Below are 16583 nucleotides of genomic sequence, written 5' to 3' on the forward strand. Positions count from 1 at the left end.
CAAATGATCGATTATGAAGTACTACGTTTTATCTGGTGGCTGCTGGTTGGCATTTTGCTAATTGGTTTCGCCGTCACCGATGGGTTCGACATGGGGGTGGGGATGCTCACCCGTTTCCTCGGTCGTAACGACACCGAGCGTCGAATTATGATTAACTCTATCGCCCCGCACTGGGACGGTAACCAGGTGTGGTTGATCACGGCGGGTGGCGCATTGTTTGCCGCCTGGCCGATGGTTTACGCCGCGGCGTTCTCCGGTTTCTATGTGGCGATGATCCTTGTGCTGGCGTCTTTGTTCTTCCGTCCAGTCGGTTTTGATTACCGCTCTAAGATTGAAGACCCGCGCTGGCGCAACATGTGGGACTGGGGCGTGTTCATCGGTAGTTTTGTGCCGCCGCTGGTGATTGGCGTGGCCTTTGGCAATCTGTTGCAGGGCGTACCGTTCCACGTAGATGAGTATCTGCGTCTGTACTACACCGGTAACTTCTTCCAGTTGCTGAACCCGTTTGGTCTGCTGGCGGGCATCGTAAGCGTAGGGATGATCATCACGCAGGGGGCGACTTACCTGCAAATGCGTACCGTTGGCGAACTGCACCTGCGCGCGCGCGCCACCTCGCAGATTGCGGCGCTGGTGACATTAGTGTGCTTTGCGCTGGCGGGCGTTTGGGTAATGTATGGTATTGATGGTTATGTCGTGACATCCGCGATTGACCATCATGCCGCCTCTAACCCGCTAACTAAAGAAGTGGCGCGTGAAGCCGGCGCCTGGCTGGTGAACTTTAATAATGCTCCGATCCTGTGGTTGATTCCGGCACTGGGCGTGGTTCTGCCGCTGCTGACTATCCTGACTTCCCGTATGGAGAAAGGCGCGTGGGCATTCCTGTTCTCTTCGCTGACTCTGGCCTGCATTATTCTGACGGCGGGTATCGCTATGTTCCCGTTTGTGATGCCGTCCAGCACGATGATGAATGCCAGCCTGACCATGTGGGATGCGACATCCAGCCAGATGACGCTGAACCTGATGACCTGGGTTGCGGCGGTGTTCGTACCGATCATTCTGATCTACACCAGTTGGTGTTACTGGAAAATGTTCGGTCGTATCACCAAAGAACATATTGAAAGCAATACCCACTCTTTGTACTAAGTAAGGAGCTTAAAATGTGGTATTTCGCATGGATTCTGGGAACGCTTCTTGCCTGTGCATTCGGGATCATTACCGCCCTGGCGCTTGAGCACGTTGAAGCGGGTAAAACCGGTCAAGAAGAAAGCTAATGACCCCTATTATCGCAAAACTGTATGCGGTAATGGACAAGCGCCCGTTAAGGGCGCTTTCCTTCGTGATGGCGATAGTGCTGGCAGGATGTATGTTCTGGGACCCGTCACGATTTGCTGCGAGGACCAGCACGCTTGAAATCTGGCACGGATTATTGCTGATGTGGGCGGTTTGCGCAGGCATAATCCACGGCGTGGGTTTTCGCCCTGAATCCGTACACTGGCAAGGGATTTTTTGTCCGCTGCTTGCGGATATCGTCCTCATCGTCGGCCTGATTTTCTTCTTCTTGTGAATAAGAAACCTCCTTAAAAATATAGGGGCTTGCATAAGCCCATGTATTTTTACTCTCCCTTAACTTTCCCCCATTCCCAAGCCTCATTCCCACGCGTATAGTAGCAACGTTTAAAAGCTCTACTTTTGTTGCATTACCGGGATGTAAAGTGAATACAACGCGATATACAAGGGCATTCTTGAAGCATTGCGGCGGCGAGTGCGCGAACCACCAGGAACTTATAAGAATAAGTACCTGCGGTGAGCGGATGAAGCTAACAAAGAGGCAACAGGAATGAATAAGTATATGTTTCGATGGCCGATTCGGGTTTATTACGAAGACACGGACGCCGGCGGTGTAGTTTATCACGCCAGTTATGTCGCTTTTTATGAAAGAGCGCGCACGGAGATGCTGCGTCACCACCACTTCAGCCAACAGGTGCTGCTGGCGGAGCGGGTCGCCTTTGTGGTGCGCAGGATGACGCTGGAATACTATGCGCCTGCGCGGCTCGACGATATGCTTGAAGTTCAAACAGAAATTACGTCAATGCGTGGCACCGCTTTGGTTTTCACGCAACGCATTGTCAACGCAGAGAACACGCTGCTAAATGAAGCAGAGGTTCTGATTGTTTGCGTTGATCCACTCAAAATGAAGCCTCGTGCGCTTCCTAAGTCTATTGTCGCGGAGTTTAAGCAGTGACTGACATGAATATCCTTGATTTGTTCCTGAAGGCAAGCCTTCTGGTTAAACTTATCATGTTGATTTTGATTGGTTTTTCAATAGCATCCTGGGCCATCATTATCCAGCGAACGCGTATTCTGAACGCCGCTGCGCGTGAGGCGGAAGCGTTTGAAGATAAATTTTGGTCCGGAATCGAACTATCGCGCCTGTATCAGGAAAGCCAGGGGAGACGCGATAGTCTGTCGGGCTCGGAACAAATCTTTTATAGCGGTTTCAAAGAGTTTGTCCGGCTTCATCGCGCCAACAGCCATGCGCCGGAGGCAGTGGTAGAAGGGGCGTCGCGTGCGATGCGTATCTCCATGAATCGAGAGCTGGAAACGCTGGAAACTCATATTCCGTTTCTTGGCACGGTAGGCTCTATCAGTCCTTATATCGGTCTGTTTGGCACCGTATGGGGGATTATGCATGCGTTTATCGCCCTGGGGGCGGTGAAACAGGCGACTCTGCAAATGGTTGCGCCGGGTATTGCAGAAGCATTGATTGCCACGGCGATTGGTCTGTTTGCCGCCATTCCTGCGGTTATGGCTTACAACCGACTGAATCAGCGCGTGAACAAGCTGGAACTGAATTACGACAACTTTATGGAAGAGTTCACCGCGATTCTGCACCGCCAGGCGTTTACCGTAAGCGAAAGCAACAAGGGGTAAGCCATGGCCAGAACGCGTGGACGAGGTCGTCGCGAACTTAAGTCCGAAATCAATATTGTACCGCTGCTCGACGTACTGTTGGTGCTGCTGCTGATCTTTATGGCAACCGCGCCGATTATTACCCAGAGCGTGGAAGTCGATCTGCCGGAGGCGAATCAGTCGCAGGCGGTCAGTAGTAACGACGATCCACCGGTCATTATTGAGGTTTCCGGAGTAGGGCAATACAGCGTAGTGGTTGATAAAGAGCGAATGGATCAACTGCCGTCTGAACAGGTGATCGCAGAAGCAAAGCGTCACCTGCAGGCTAATCCGAAAACAGTCTTTTTAATCGGCGGCGCGAAAGAGGTGCCGTACGATGAAATAATTAAAGCGCTGAACTTGTTACACAGCGCGGGCGTAAAATCGGTTGGCTTAATGACGCAGCCAATCTGAAGTCTGCGTCCCGCTGGCTTGAAAGACGGCGAGTAACAGGCGAACAGTTTTTTGGGAACCGAGAGTGTCAAAGGCAACCGAACAAAACGACAAGCTCAAACGGGCGATAATGATTTCAGCCGTGCTGCATATCATCTTATTTGCAGTGCTGATCTGGAGTTCGTTTGATGAGCATATAGAGACTTCTGCCGGCGGCGGCGGTGGTTCCGCTATCGACGCGGTGATGGTCGATCCTGGCGCCGTTGTGCAGCAGTACAACCGTCAGCAGGATCAACAGGCCAGCGCCAGACGCGCGGAAGAAGAGCGTAAAAAGCTGCAACAGCAGCAGGCAGAGGAGCTTCAGCAGAAGCAGGCTGCCGAACAGGAGCGATTGAAACAACTTGAAAAGGAACGTTTAGCGGCTCAGGAGCAGCAAAAGCAGGCCGAAGAAGCGGCAAAACTGGCGCAACAGCAACAGAAACAGGCCGAAGAAGCGGCTCAGAAAGCAGCGGCGGACGCGAAGAAGAAAGCTGAGGCTGAAGCAGCGAAAGCGGTAGCCGATGCGAAGAAACAAGCCGAGGCTGAAGCGGCTCAGAAAGCAGCGGCGGACGCGAAGAAAAAAGCGGAGGCTGAAGCGGTAAAAGCGGCGGCCGAGGCGAAGAAAAAAGCGGAGGCCGAGGCTCAGAAAGCAGCGGCGGATGCGAAGAAGAAAGCGGAAGCCGAGGCGGCGAAGCAGGCTCAGGCTGAGGCGGCGAAGAAAGCCGCCGCCGAAAAAGTTGCGGCTGACAAAAAGGCCGCTGCAGAGAAAGCCGCGGCGGATAAAAAGGCAGCAGAGAAGAAAGCCGCAGCGGATAAAGCAGCGGCTAAAAAAGCGGCTGCCGAAAAAGCGGCCGCCGCAGAGGGAGTCGATGATCTGCTTGGCGATCTCAGCTCGGGTAAGAATGCGCCGAAAACCGGTGGCGGCGCGAAAGGGAATGGTCAGCCATCTAAAGATAGCGGTACATCGGGCGCTAACGGTGGGGCGACAGGCGCTGATATCAGCGCCTACGCGAAACAGATTCAGGTCGCGATTCAGAGCCGTCTGTATGATGCGAGTCTGTACCAGGGCAAACAATGTGTCTTGCATATAAGCCTGGCGCCGGATGGCTCATTAAAAAGCATTACGTCTGAGGGCGGCGATCCGGCGCTTTGTCAGGCGGCGTTAATGGCGGCAAAAACCGCGAAAATTCCTAAACCGCCAAGCCAGGCTGTTTATGAGAAAATAAAGGATGCCAAACTAGACTTTAAACTGTAGATACTTTCCTCTATGGAAGTTGGAGCGGTTGAGTTGTTACTGGTCCTGGTGGTTTTGTGTATTTGAGTTTGTTAACATTCTGCTAAATTATCGTGGGCCACAGGTCCAGGTATGGGAGATATGATGAAGCAGGCATTACGAGTAGCATTTGGTTTTCTGATGCTGTGGGCGGCGGTGCTGCACGCAGAAGTCCGTATCGAGATCACCCAGGGGGTGGACTCGGCGCGCCCGATTGGCGTTGTGCCTTTTAAATGGGCCGGGCCGGGTGCTGCGCCTGAAGATATCGGCGGCATCGTGGCGGCAGATTTACGCAACAGCGGTAAATTTAATCCGTTAGACCGGTCCCGACTGCCGCAGCAGCCAGCCACCGCTCAGGAAGTTCAGCCTGCCGCATGGTCTGCGCTGGGTATTGACGCCGTCGTCGTTGGGCAGGTGACGCCGAATCCGGACGGTTCCTACAATGTCGCCTATCAACTGGTTGACACTGGTGGCGCGCCGGGTACTGTACTGGCGCAAAACTCTTATAAAGTGAACAAACAGTGGCTGCGTTATGCAGGCCATACCGCCAGTGACGAAGTTTTTGAAAAACTGACGGGTATTAAGGGCGCGTTCCGTACCCGTATCGCCTACGTGGTGCAAACTAACGGCGGTCAGTTCCCGTATGAACTGCGCGTGTCAGATTACGATGGCTACAATCAGTTCGTGGTGCACCGTTCTCCGCAGCCGTTGATGTCTCCGGCGTGGTCTCCGGACGGCTCAAAACTGGCTTACGTGACTTTTGAAAGCGGCCGCTCCGCGCTGGTTATCCAGACGCTGGCAAACGGCGCAGTACGTCAGGTTGCGTCCTTCCCGCGTCACAACGGCGCGCCGGCCTTCTCGCCGGATGGGACGAAACTGGCGTTCGCGTTATCGAAAACCGGGAGTCTGAACCTGTATATCATGGATCTCGCCTCCGGCCAGATTCGTCAGATAACGGACGGGCGTAGCAACAATACGGAGCCGACCTGGTTCCCTGACAGCCAGACTTTGGCCTTTACCTCTGACCAGGCTGGACGTCCGCAAGTGTATAAAATGAACATTAACGGCGGTGCGGCGCAGCGTATTACCTGGGAAGGTTCGCAAAACCAGGATGCGGATGTCAGCAGCGACGGTAAATTTATGGTAATGGTAAGCTCAAATAACGGGCAGCAGCACATTGCCAAACAAGATCTGGTGACGGGTGGCGTACAGGTTCTGTCGTCAACGTTCCTGGATGAAACGCCAAGTCTGGCACCTAACGGCACGATGGTAATCTACAGCTCTTCTCAGGGGATGGGATCTGTGCTGAATTTGGTTTCTACAGATGGGCGTTTCAAAGCGCGTCTTCCGGCAACTGATGGTCAGGTGAAATCGCCTGCCTGGTCGCCGTATCTGTGATAATAATTAATTGATTACTAAAGGAATTAAAGAAATGCAACTGAACAAAGTGCTGAAGGGCCTGATGATTGCCCTGCCTGTTATGGCAATCGCGGCATGTTCTTCTAACAAGAACGCCAGCAATGACGGTAGCGAAGGCGGCATGCTGAACGGTGCCGGCACGGGTATGGACGCTAACGGTAACGGCAACATGTCATCTGAAGAGCAAGCGCGTCTGCAGATGCAGCAGCTGCAGCAGAACAATATCGTCTACTTTGATCTGGACAAGTATGATATCCGTTCTGACTTCGCGGCAATGCTGGACGCGCACGCTAATTTCCTGCGTAGCAATCCGTCTTACAAAGTCACCGTAGAAGGTCATGCGGACGAACGCGGTACGCCTGAGTACAACATCTCCCTGGGCGAACGTCGTGCTAACGCCGTTAAAATGTACCTGCAGGGTAAAGGCGTTTCAGCAGACCAGATCTCCATCGTTTCTTACGGTAAAGAAAAACCTGCAGTACTGGGCCACGACGAAGCGGCTTACGCTAAGAACCGTCGCGCTGTACTGGTTTACTAAGAGAATTGCATGAGCAGTAACTTCAGACATCATCTGTTGAGTCTGTCGTTACTGGTTGGCATAGCGGCCCCCTGGGCCGCTTTTGCTCAGGCGCCAATCAGTAGTGTCGGCTCAGGCTCGGTCGAAGACCGCGTCACTCAACTTGAGCGTATCTCTAACGCTCACAGCCAGCTTTTAACCCAACTTCAGCAACAGCTCTCCGATAATCAGTCCGATATCGATTCTTTGCGCGGTCAAATCCAGGAAAATCAGTATCAACTGAATCAGGTGATGGAGCGCCAGAAGCAAATCATGCTGCAGCTAGGGAACTTGAATAATGGCGGCGCAGCGCAGCCTGCGGCCGGCGACCAGAGCGGGGCGGCAACCGCTACGACCCCCGCCCCGGATGCCGGTACGGCAACCTCCGGGGTGCCGGTACAAAGTGGCGATGCGAATACCGATTACAATGCGGCAATTGCGCTGGTGCAGGATAAGTCCCGCCAGGATGATGCGATTGTGGCGTTTCAGAACTTCATCAAGAAATACCCTGATTCTACTTATCAGCCGAACGCCAATTATTGGCTGGGCCAGTTGAATTATAACAAGGGTAAAAAAGATGATGCTGCCTATTATTTCGCCTCGGTAGTGAAAAATTATCCTAAGTCGCCGAAGGCTGCGGATGCGATGTACAAAGTTGGCGTTATCATGCAGGACAAAGGTGATACGGCAAAAGCGAAAGCGGTTTATCAGCAGGTAATTAGCAAATATCCTGGCACTGATGGCGCGAAACAGGCGCAGAAGCGTCTTAACGCAATGTAATGCGTACCATGCGACCAGAAAACGCCTTTTTTCTGGTCGCGTCGTGCGATTCCTAAGCAGTTGAGCCCCTTGCGTCGAAATTTTTGTTGCGCTCAAATCTGAAATCAGTAATATATGCCGCCGTTGCCACGGGATATTAAACAACTCGAAAGCAACGTAAAAGTGGGTCGTTAGCTCAGTTGGTAGAGCAGTTGACTTTTAATCAATTGGTCGCAGGTTCGAATCCTGCACGACCCACCAATCGTTCGGTGGAAACGAGAATAAAACGTGAAGGATAACGTTGCGTCAGCAACGGCCCGTAGGGTGAGGCGAAGCCGAGTCATCCTGCACGACCCACCACTAATTTCGGTTAGTCAGTAATATCCAGCGTAGTATCGGGTGATTAGCTCAGCTGGGAGAGCACCTCCCTTACAAGGAGGGGGTCGGCGGTTCGATCCCGTCATCACCCACCACTCGGGTCGTTAGCTCAGTTGGTAGAGCAGTTGACTTTTAATCAATTGGTCGCAGGTTCGAATCCTGCACGACCCACCAATTTAACATCAAACTCAGATGTTAAGCGTGAAGGATAACGTTGCTTCAGCAACGGCCCGAAGGGCGAGGCGAAGTTGAGTCATCCTGCACGACCCATCAGTTTTCTAATTGGTGTCGAGTAAAAATATTTCAGGTAGCGCCCACCGTATGGGTCGTTAGCTCAGTTGGTAGAGCAGTTGACTTTTAATCAATTGGTCGCAGGTTCGAATCCTGCACGACCCACCAATATACAAGGTGGTAACTGGTAGAGAACGTGAAGGATAACGTTGCGTTAGCAACGGCCCGAAGGGTGAGGCGAAGCCGAGTCATCCTGCACGACCCACCATCCTGAAATGAATTAAGCAGTAACCCTTATCAAGGGGTCGTTAGCTCAGTTGGTAGAGCAGTTGACTTTTAATCAATTGGTCGCAGGTTCGAATCCTGCACGACCCACCAATGTAAAAAGGCGCCCTAAAGGCGCCTTTTTGCTATGCACAGAATTCAATGATTCGACAAAATTGTCTGGAACAATTTTGAACAACGCGACAGCGTTGGCCCGAAGGGCGAGTCTCAGGATGAGACGAGTATACCTGCGGCAGGTTCGTGTCGAACGCAGTGAGACAACGGAGCCGCTTGCGGCGACGGCCCGAAGGGCGAGCGAAGCGAGTCATCCTGCACGACCCACCGATGTAAAAAAGGCGCTAGCGGCGCTTTTTTGCTATCTACGGTATAAATAGATTCGCACCTTCTTGCCTGATGGCGCTTCGCTTATCATGCCTACCGCTCACGTAGGCCAGATAAGACGTTACGCCGCCATCAGACACGGGCTACGTAATTATTGTGACTTTCCTTATTTGATCGGCTATCTTGTTTAGCATATAAAACAAATTAACCGATTGTAGCGTTTATTGCGCTTTCATTCGGTTGTTTCGTTAAGCCAGTAAAACGAGAAGCCACGATGAGCGTAATGTTTGACCCACAAGCCGCAATCTATCCGTTTCCGCTAAAGCCAGCGCCGTTAAGCGTTGAGGAAAAGCAATTTTATCGTGAGAAAATCAAACGACTCCTCAGCGAACGGGATGCGGTGATGGTGGCGCATTATTATACCGATCCGGAAATTCAACAACTTGCTGAAGAAACAGGTGGGTGTGTTTCCGACTCGCTGGAAATGGCCCGTTTCGGCGCGAAGCACGCCGCATCCACGCTGCTGGTAGCAGGCGTACGGTTTATGGGGGAAACCGCCAAAATTCTCAGCCCGGAAAAAACTATTCTTATGCCTACCCTGGCGGCGGAATGTTCGCTGGATTTAGGCTGCCCAATAGACGAATTTAGCGCTTTTTGTGATGCCCATCCTGACAGAACCGTAGTGGTCTATGCTAACACCTCGGCTGCTGTTAAAGCGCGTGCGGACTGGGTTGTGACCTCCAGTATTGCCGTAGAACTGATTGAGTATCTGGATAGTTTGGGGGAAAAAATTATCTGGGCGCCGGACAGACACCTGGGGAATTATGTGCAAAAACAGACCGGGGCCGATGTACTGTGCTGGCAAGGGGCGTGTATTGTACATGATGAGTTTAAAACCCAGGCGTTGACCCGTTTAAAAAAAATCTATCCCGATGCCGCTATTCTGGTTCATCCTGAATCGCCGCAGTCCATTGTCGAGATGGCCGATGCGGTGGGCTCAACTAGTCAGCTCATTAAGGCGGCAAAAACGCTGCCGCACAGACAGCTTATTGTGGCGACCGATCGCGGCATTTTTTACAAAATGCAGCAGACGGTGCCTGAAAAAGAGTTGCTTGAAGCACCTACGGCTGGCGAGGGGGCGACCTGCCGTAGTTGCGCGCACTGTCCGTGGATGGCGATGAATGGCCTGAAAGCCATCGCTGAAGGGCTGGAGCAGGGAGGCGCAGCGCATGAGATACAGGTTGATACGGCGCAACGCGAGGGCGCATTACTGCCCCTCAACCGGATGCTGGATTTTGCGGCTACACTTCGGGCATAAAAACGGAAATCTTGGGGGGAGAGAATGGATTTTTTTAGTACGCACAACATACTGGTTCATATTCCGATCGGCACCGGCGGTTACGATCTTTCGTGGATCGAAGCGGTAGGAACCATCGCCGGCCTGCTCTGTATTTGGCTTGCCAGTCTGGAGAAGATCAGCAACTACTTTTTTGGGCTGGTTAACGTCACCCTGTTTGCGATTATTTTCTTTCAGATCCAGCTCTATGCCAGTCTGTTGCTGCAACTCTTTTTCTTTGCCGCCAATATTTATGGCTGGTATGCGTGGTCGCGGCAAACAAATGATAATGAAGCCGAGCTTAAAATCCGCTGGCTGCCGTTGTCAAAAGCAATGGCATGGCTGGCGATATGTGTGATAGCCATCGGTTTGATGACGCGATATATCGATCCCGTATTCGCCGTCCTGACGCGAGTGGCCGTCGCCATTATGCAGATGCTGGGGTTACAGGTGACAATGCCCGTACTGCAACCGGACGCCTTCCCGTTTTGGGACTCCTGCATGATGGTGCTGTCTATCGCGGCGATGATTCTGATGACACGCAAATATGTCGAAAACTGGCTACTGTGGGTGATAATCAACGTGATCAGCGTGGTGATTTTTGCTTTGCAGGGCGTCTATGCGATGTCGCTGGAGTATCTGATCCTGACATTTATCGCCGTGAACGGTAGCCGCATGTGGATAAACAGCGCGCGGGAGCGAGGGTCGCGCGCGCTTTCCCCTTAATGGTGATGAACATGCCCGGATGCCATCTGATTCAGATGGCAGTCCGGGCCGTGACACACTTGATACTCCATCTGAATTGTAGCGTGCGCAATATGGTATTCGTGCATCAGGAAATCCTGGATACGTTCCAGCAGCGCATCATGGTTGTGCGGCGGAATGACCTGAGCGTGCAATGTCATGACCGGTTTTTCGCCGACCATCCAGACATGCACGTGGTGTACGTTGCGAACTTCGGGGATTTCCCGGCTTAAATGGCGCTGTAAGGCATTAATATCCAGTGAAACCGGCGCGCCTTCCAGCAATTCGTTGACGCTATCTTTTAACAAACGCCAGGCGCTGCGTAGCACCAGTACCGAAACCAGAATAGAGAGAATCGGGTCCGCTGGCGTCCAGCCGGTCCAGATAATAATCAGCGCAGCGGCTATTGCGCCGACGGAGCCCAGCAAATCGCCCATCACATGTAGCGCGGCAGCGCGAACGTTCAGGTTTTTTTCATCGCTTCCCCGATGAAGAATCCAGAACGCAAACAGGTTCGCCAGCAGACCCGCGACCGCAATCACCATCATCAGACTGCCTGCCACCGGACGTGGCGTGTAAAAGCGCTCTATCGCTTCCCAGACAATAAGGAGCGTAATGACCACCAACGCAATGGCATTCACAAAGGCCGCCAGAGTGGTGAGTCTTAGCCAGCCAAAAGTGTGGCGAACCGTCGGGGGGCGACGGGAAAATTGAACCGCCAGCAGCGCAAAGAGAAGGGCCGCCGCGTCGGTGAGCATATGTCCCGCATCCGCCAACAACGCCAGCGAGCCGGAGAGTATCCCGCCCACCACCTCAAGGAGCATAAATCCGGCGGTGACGATAAAGGCAAAAAGCAGGCGACGAGCATTATTATCTTTCGGCAGGTGTGAATCGGCATGAGAGTGTGAGTGCGCCATAACGTCATTCCTTTGTTATTCTCATCAATACTGTAGACATCATACTGATTTTTCGCTGACAAAATAAAAAGGAGAGCGAAAGCTCTCCCGTTATCAGACTTTTTTCTGAATTACTGTGTGGTACCGTCGGTTTTGGTATTCACGTCATTATTGACGCCATTACCGGTTTCCACTTTTTTATTAATATCCGGGCAGCGACCGTCTTTACACATGGTATTTTTATGCTCTTCTTCCTTGGTCATTCCGTCATGATTCATAGTTGAACCGTCAGGATGCTGCATCGTACTGTTAGTATTGCCGTTGGTATTGATGTCGTTGTTATTCACATCATTCGGCGCCACATTCTGGCGGGCGTCCGGGGCAACCTGGCCGGCATTTGCCGCCGAGTTCGCCTGGCCATTACTGGACTGCGCGTTAGATTCAGCAGCTAACGCTGCGCCGCTGGCAAGGCCGAGGGTAGCGGTGAGTAAAAGCGTAGTCAGTTTTGTCATTTTCATAAGATGCTCCTGTTATGGTGGATATGTCGGATAACCTCTTCCAACAGTGCACGTGTCAGTCAAATCCTCAAATAAGGGATAAAAAGCTTTCGCCGCCGCCTGGTAACGCAGCAGAGAATCTTGCAATAATTCATAAACAGAGTGGTTACAGTTAAAAATTGTAGGTTAGATCCCATTTTTCGCTACATTTGTGCGTTTTTTTCCTGAATTCCAGGATTATTCCGTTCAAAGTGTAAAAGCCCGTTTACACTATTTAATTGAAGAGATAGATTGGAGGGATTGCATTCATTGGGATAAGTACGGCAACACTGGAATAAACATGAATTATCAGAACGACGATTTACGCATTAAAGAAATCAACGAGTTATTACCTCCGGTCGCGCTGCTGGAAAAGTTTCCCGCAACGGAAAATGCAGCAAATACCGTTGCCCACGCGCGCAAAGCCATCCATAAAATACTCAACGGCAATGACGATCGTCTGCTGGTGGTGATTGGTCCTTGTTCAATTCATGATCCGGCAGCGGCGAAAGAGTATGCCGCCCGTTTGCTGGCGCTACGCGATGAGCTTAAAGGCGAGCTTGAAATTGTCATGCGCGTCTATTTTGAGAAACCGCGTACCACCGTCGGCTGGAAAGGGCTGATTAACGATCCGCACATGGATAACAGCTTCCAGATTAACGACGGTCTGCGTATTGCGCGCAAACTGCTGCTGGATATTAATGACAGCGGTCTTCCTGCCGCCGGTGAATTCCTCGATATGATCACGCCGCAATATCTGGCCGATCTGATGAGCTGGGGCGCCATTGGCGCGCGGACTACTGAATCCCAGGTTCATCGCGAACTGGCGTCCGGCCTCTCTTGTCCGGTCGGCTTTAAAAATGGTACTGATGGCACGATTAAAGTCGCGATTGACGCGATCAACGCCGCCGGTGCGCCGCACTGCTTCCTCTCCGTCACTAAATGGGGTCATTCAGCGATTGTGAATACCAGCGGCAACGGCGACTGCCATATCATTCTGCGCGGCGGTAAAGCGCCAAACTATAGCGCGCAGCATGTTGCGGAGGTGAAAGAAGGCCTCACCAAAGCGGGACTGACGCCGCAGGTCATGATTGATTTCAGCCATGCCAACTCCTGTAAGCAATTTCAAAAACAGATGGAGGTTTGTGCCGATGTCTGCCAGCAGATAGCGGGCGGTGAAAAAGCGATTATTGGCGTGATGGTAGAAAGTCATCTGGTAGAAGGAAACCAGAGCCTGGAAAGCGGTCAGCCGCTGACCTACGGTAAAAGCATTACTGACGCCTGCATTGGCTGGGAAGATACCGATGCGCTACTTCGTCAATTGTCGGCAGCGGTAACAGCCCGTCGTGGTTAATCTTCATTACGTGTTAAACCGGCCCGCAAGGCCGGTTTTTTTATCGGAGACAGGTGAGATAGCCCACTGAGTCATCACTCGAAATATAAATAAATATATAACGAAATCATTCGGCGCTATAATTCTTCTCTGATTAATAACGTAGCCCGAACCATGACCTGTCAGGACAAATCACTTTTAGCGCCCAGTCTCGCTTCCACGCCAGTCATTCCGCGCTATCGCCAGATCATCCGCAAAAGGGCCGTGCTCATGTTAGCTATTGCGCTGGCGATGATGACTTCACTGATGGTAGATGTAACCTGCGGGTCTTCTGGTTTACCGTTCAGTGCGCTGTGGCAGGCGCTTTTCCAGCCGGAAAAGGTGAATGCGGGCGTACACGTTATTGTCTGGGATATTCGCTTACCCTACGCCCTGATGGCGCTGCTGGTGGGCATGGCGCTAGGGCTGGCGGGTGCCGAAATGCAAACCATTTTAAATAATTCGCTGGCAACGCCGTTTACCCTCGGCGTATCGTCCGCCGCGGCTTTTGGCGCTGCGCTGGCGATTGTGCTGGGGCTCGGTATTCCCGGTATTCCTGCCGCCTGGTTTATCCCGGCCAATGCGTTCATCTTTGCGCTTTTGTCCGCGTTACTCCTGGACGGTATTACCCGTTGGACAGGCGTCGCCGCATCCGGGGTAGTATTGTTCGGTATTGCGCTGGTATTCACCTTTAACGCATTGGTCGCCATTATGCAGTTTGTGGCTGATGAAGATACGCTGCAGGGGCTGGTATTCTGGACGATGGGGAGCCTGGTCCGTGCGTCGTGGGAAAAATTGGGCGTACTGGCCGTTGTGTTTATTGCTGTGCTTTTTGGGTCGTTACGAAGCGCCTGGCAACTAACGGCATTACGTCTGGGCGAAGAGAGGGCGCTGAGCTTTGGGATTCATGTCCGCCGTTTACGTCTGCTGTCATTGTTGCGTATCAGCTTGTTATCAGCGCTGGCGGTAGCTTTCGTCGGGCCGATTGGTTTTATTGGTCTCGTTGCGCCGCATATCGCGCGAATACTTTTGGGGGAAGATCACCGTTTCTACCTTCCGGGCAGCGCGCTGATTGGCGGGCTGGTGTTATCGCTGGCCTCTATTGTGGCGAAAAATAGTGTTCCGGGCGTAATGGTGCCGGTGGGGATTGTCACCTCGCTGGTCGGGGTTCCGTTCTTTTTAAGCATTGTATTGCGACATCGGGGGAGTCTCTGATGCGTGGGTTAATGCTCCGGTCATTTAGCGCCGGCTATTCCACTCAGCCGGTTATTGCAGATCTCAACGTTCCCTTACTGCCGCGCGGGAAAATTACCGTTTTGCTGGGGCCGAACGGCTGTGGTAAATCGACGTTACTACGTTCGCTGGCCGGGCTGAATAACGCCGACGGCGAGGCGCGACTTGATGGCGAGGATCTTATGTCGTTATCGTTTGCCGAGCGGGCGCAGAAGGTCGTGTTTTTGCCGCAGTCATTACCGCAGGGTGTGCATCTGCATGTACTGGAGTCGATTATTGTGGCGCAGCGGGCATCAGGCGGCAGAGGCGATGCGCAGGGCAGGGCGCAGATACTGGCTATCCTTGAGCAATTAGGCATAACGCACCTGGCGTTGCAGTATCTCGACCAGCTTTCTGGCGGTCAGCGGCAATTAGTTGGTCTGGCACAATCGCTGATTCGTTGCCCTGAACTTTTGTTACTGGATGAGCCGCTCAGCGCGCTGGATTTAAACTATCAGTTTCACGTAATGGATCTCGTGCGTCGGGATACTCAGGCGCAAAATAGGGTGACGATAGTCGTGGTGCATGACATTAATATTGCACTGCGTCATGGTGAACATGTACTGATGCTAAAAGACGGCAGGCTGGTCGCCAGCGGCGCGCCGGAGACGGTGATTACCGCGGAACGTCTGGCTGAAGTGTACCGGGTACGAGGACGCGTGGAGCGCTGTTCGCAGGGCAGATTACAGGTGGTGCTTGACGGAGTGATCGATGTTTAAGACTGTTGCCTGATGACGTTGCGCTTATCCGACCTACCCATTGCTCGTAGGCCGGATACGGCAAACGTGATTACTTCGCTTTACCCTGATTCGCCACGGCAGCCGCTTTCGCTGCGATCTCGTCAGCATTGCCCAGATAGTAGCGTTTTATCGGCGTAAAGTTTTCGTCGAACTCATATACCAGCGGCACGCCGGTCGGGATGTTTAACTCAAGAATCTCATCTTCACTCATGTTATCCAGGTATTTCACCAGCGCACGCAATGAGTTACCGTGAGCTGCGATGATCACGCGCTCACCGCTCTTCATACGTGGCAGGATGGTGTCGTTCCAGTAAGGAATAACGCGGTCGATGGTCAGCGCCAGGCTTTCGGTCAGCGGCAGTTCTTTCTCGCTCAGTTTGGCATAACGTGGATCGTGACCCGGATAACGCTCATCATCTTTGGTCAGTTCCGGTGGCGTCACGGCAAAACCGCGGCGCCACTGCTTAACCTGCTCGTCACCATATTTTTCTGCCGTTTCCGCTTTATTCAGCCCCTGCAATGCGCCATAGTGACGTTCATTGAGTTTCCAGGATTTTTCCACCGGCAGCCACGCCTGATCCAGTTCATCCAGTACGTTCCACAGCGTATGGATAGCGCGTTTCAGTACGGAAGTGTAGGCAAAATCAAAGCTGAAACCTTCTTCTTTTAGCAGTTTACCTGCTGCTTTTGCTTCGCTTACGCCTTTTTCAGACAGGTCAACATCATACCAGCCGGTGAAACGGTTCTCTTTGTTCCATTGACTTTCACCGTGACGTACCAGAACCAGCTTAGTTACAGCCATACTCTCACTCCTATAAATCATATGTAATGATAATAATTCTCATTATATTGCCGTAATGCATCAGCGGCAACGCTTATCCTTATACAATAGCGAAAATTGGGCTTGAGTGTAAGGTATGTGTTAATGAGAGGTTGTGTTTAGGTACTAAGAGTGAGAATCCATCAGGTATAACCCAGGTCATCAGACCAAATTAAATCTTGCCGCTATTGGTGACTAAACAAGCTATTCGCGAAGATTCTCTCACCTTGCTCATTGGCTTAGTACTTCTACTTAATTCCCTGA

18 protein-coding genes, 5 tRNA genes and 1 other RNA gene are annotated in these 16583 nt (G+C 52.2%); 21 read left to right on the top strand and 3 right to left on the bottom strand.

Annotated elements, in window-relative coordinates; translation table 11 throughout:
• Positions 1-3 precede the first annotated feature (3 nt).
• The 18 genes from cydB (at position 4) to pnuC (ending at position 10665) form a co-directional block, all read left to right on the top strand.
• On the top strand, positions 4-1143 hold the full coding sequence (gene cydB / locus AC3G3F_RS11435; RefSeq protein WP_000568255.1) for a cytochrome d ubiquinol oxidase subunit II: 1140 nt from the start codon (positions 4-6) through the stop codon (positions 1141-1143).
• Positions 1144-1157: 14 nt separating this feature from the next.
• A complete protein-coding gene (cydX, locus tag AC3G3F_RS11440) occupies positions 1158-1271 on the top strand; it encodes a cytochrome bd-I oxidase subunit CydX (protein ID WP_000270278.1) in 114 nt (37 codons plus the stop codon).
• Entirely contained in the window at positions 1271-1564 is a 294-nt protein-coding gene (gene ybgE / locus AC3G3F_RS11445) for a cyd operon protein YbgE (RefSeq protein WP_000187861.1), read from the top strand. The genes cydX and ybgE overlap by 1 nt, the downstream gene beginning before the upstream one ends.
• 273 nt (positions 1565-1837) lie before the next feature.
• Positions 1838-2242 carry a tol-pal system-associated acyl-CoA thioesterase gene (gene ybgC, locus AC3G3F_RS11450; RefSeq protein ID WP_023247155.1) on the top strand — a complete coding sequence of 135 codons (405 nt, stop codon included), beginning with the start codon at positions 1838-1840 and terminating at the stop codon, positions 2240-2242.
• Entirely contained in the window at positions 2239-2931 is a 693-nt protein-coding gene (gene tolQ / locus AC3G3F_RS11455) for a Tol-Pal system protein TolQ (RefSeq protein WP_000131318.1), read from the top strand. Before ybgC ends, tolQ begins: the two co-directional genes overlap by 4 nt.
• Positions 2932-2934: 3 nt before the next feature.
• A complete protein-coding gene (gene tolR, locus AC3G3F_RS11460; RefSeq protein WP_023247154.1) occupies positions 2935-3363 on the top strand; it encodes a colicin uptake protein TolR in 429 nt (142 codons plus the stop codon).
• A gap of 64 nt (positions 3364-3427) precedes the next feature.
• Positions 3428-4636, top strand: coding sequence for a cell envelope integrity protein TolA (gene tolA / locus AC3G3F_RS11465; RefSeq protein WP_053529646.1), 1209 nt, complete (start codon positions 3428-3430; stop codon positions 4634-4636).
• A 123-nt stretch (positions 4637-4759) separates the two neighbouring features.
• Positions 4760-6052: a Tol-Pal system beta propeller repeat protein TolB gene (tolB, locus tag AC3G3F_RS11470; RefSeq protein WP_023247152.1), complete on the top strand. Its 1293-nt coding sequence runs from the start codon at positions 4760-4762 to the stop codon at positions 6050-6052.
• 34 nt (positions 6053-6086) lie between these two features.
• Positions 6087-6611, top strand: coding sequence for a peptidoglycan-associated lipoprotein Pal (gene pal, locus AC3G3F_RS11475; protein ID WP_001176621.1), 525 nt, complete (start codon positions 6087-6089; stop codon positions 6609-6611).
• 9 nt (positions 6612-6620) lie between these two features.
• A complete protein-coding gene (cpoB, locus tag AC3G3F_RS11480; protein ID WP_023247151.1) occupies positions 6621-7409 on the top strand; it encodes a cell division protein CpoB in 789 nt (262 codons plus the stop codon).
• A 164-nt stretch (positions 7410-7573) separates the two neighbouring features.
• Positions 7574-7649 (top strand) — tRNA-Lys (locus AC3G3F_RS11485).
• Positions 7650-7785: 136 nt separating this feature from the next.
• Positions 7786-7861: transfer RNA gene (locus AC3G3F_RS11490), tRNA-Val, on the top strand.
• Positions 7862-7864: 3 nt separating this feature from the next.
• Positions 7865-7940: transfer RNA gene (locus tag AC3G3F_RS11495), tRNA-Lys, on the top strand.
• A 149-nt stretch (positions 7941-8089) separates the two neighbouring features.
• Positions 8090-8165 (top strand) — tRNA-Lys (locus AC3G3F_RS11500).
• Between the two features lie 134 nt (positions 8166-8299).
• Positions 8300-8375, top strand: a tRNA-Lys gene (locus AC3G3F_RS11505).
• A 95-nt stretch (positions 8376-8470) separates the two neighbouring features.
• Positions 8471-8606, top strand: a non-coding RNA gene (locus AC3G3F_RS11510) — RtT sRNA.
• A gap of 271 nt (positions 8607-8877) precedes the next feature.
• The gene (nadA, locus tag AC3G3F_RS11515; protein WP_053529648.1) at positions 8878-9921 is read left to right on the top strand and encodes a quinolinate synthase NadA; all 1044 of its coding nucleotides are present in this window, start codon (positions 8878-8880) and stop codon (positions 9919-9921) included.
• Positions 9922-9945: 24 nt separating this feature from the next.
• Positions 9946-10665, top strand: a complete 720-nt coding sequence (gene pnuC, locus AC3G3F_RS11520; RefSeq protein WP_023248209.1) for a nicotinamide riboside transporter PnuC — start codon at positions 9946-9948, stop codon at positions 10663-10665.
• On the opposite strand, the gene zitB is transcribed toward pnuC, so the two are convergent.
• Both zitB and AC3G3F_RS11530 read right to left on the bottom strand, forming a co-directional pair.
• Positions 10662-11600 carry a CDF family zinc transporter ZitB gene (gene zitB / locus AC3G3F_RS11525; protein WP_023248208.1) on the bottom strand — a complete coding sequence of 313 codons (939 nt, stop codon included), beginning with the start codon at positions 11598-11600 and terminating at the stop codon, positions 10662-10664. The genes pnuC and zitB overlap by 4 nt on opposite strands.
• A 110-nt stretch (positions 11601-11710) precedes the next feature.
• Positions 11711-12097 carry a YbgS-like family protein gene (locus AC3G3F_RS11530; protein WP_023248207.1) on the bottom strand — a complete coding sequence of 129 codons (387 nt, stop codon included), beginning with the start codon at positions 12095-12097 and terminating at the stop codon, positions 11711-11713.
• Positions 12098-12416: 319 nt separating this feature from the next.
• Between AC3G3F_RS11530 and aroG the strand changes: the two genes are divergently transcribed.
• The 3 genes from aroG to AC3G3F_RS11545 all read left to right on the top strand — a co-directional run bounded on the left by aroG (position 12417) and on the right by AC3G3F_RS11545 (position 15478).
• A complete protein-coding gene (gene aroG / locus AC3G3F_RS11535) occupies positions 12417-13469 on the top strand; it encodes a 3-deoxy-7-phosphoheptulonate synthase AroG (RefSeq protein ID WP_063390266.1) in 1053 nt (350 codons plus the stop codon).
• 153 nt (positions 13470-13622) lie between these two features.
• Entirely contained in the window at positions 13623-14702 is a 1080-nt protein-coding gene (locus tag AC3G3F_RS11540; RefSeq protein ID WP_079813560.1) for a FecCD family ABC transporter permease, read from the top strand.
• Entirely contained in the window at positions 14702-15478 is a 777-nt protein-coding gene (locus AC3G3F_RS11545; protein ID WP_079813559.1) for an ABC transporter ATP-binding protein, read from the top strand. The genes AC3G3F_RS11540 and AC3G3F_RS11545 overlap by 1 nt, the downstream gene beginning before the upstream one ends.
• A 70-nt stretch (positions 15479-15548) precedes the next feature.
• Here AC3G3F_RS11545 and gpmA read toward each other — a convergent pair whose 3' ends face one another.
• Positions 15549-16301 carry a 2,3-diphosphoglycerate-dependent phosphoglycerate mutase gene (gene gpmA / locus AC3G3F_RS11550; RefSeq protein ID WP_023248204.1) on the bottom strand — a complete coding sequence of 251 codons (753 nt, stop codon included), beginning with the start codon at positions 16299-16301 and terminating at the stop codon, positions 15549-15551.
• Between the last annotated feature and the right edge of the window lie 282 nt (positions 16302-16583).

Source organism: Salmonella sp. FC25216 (assembly GCF_057751355.1).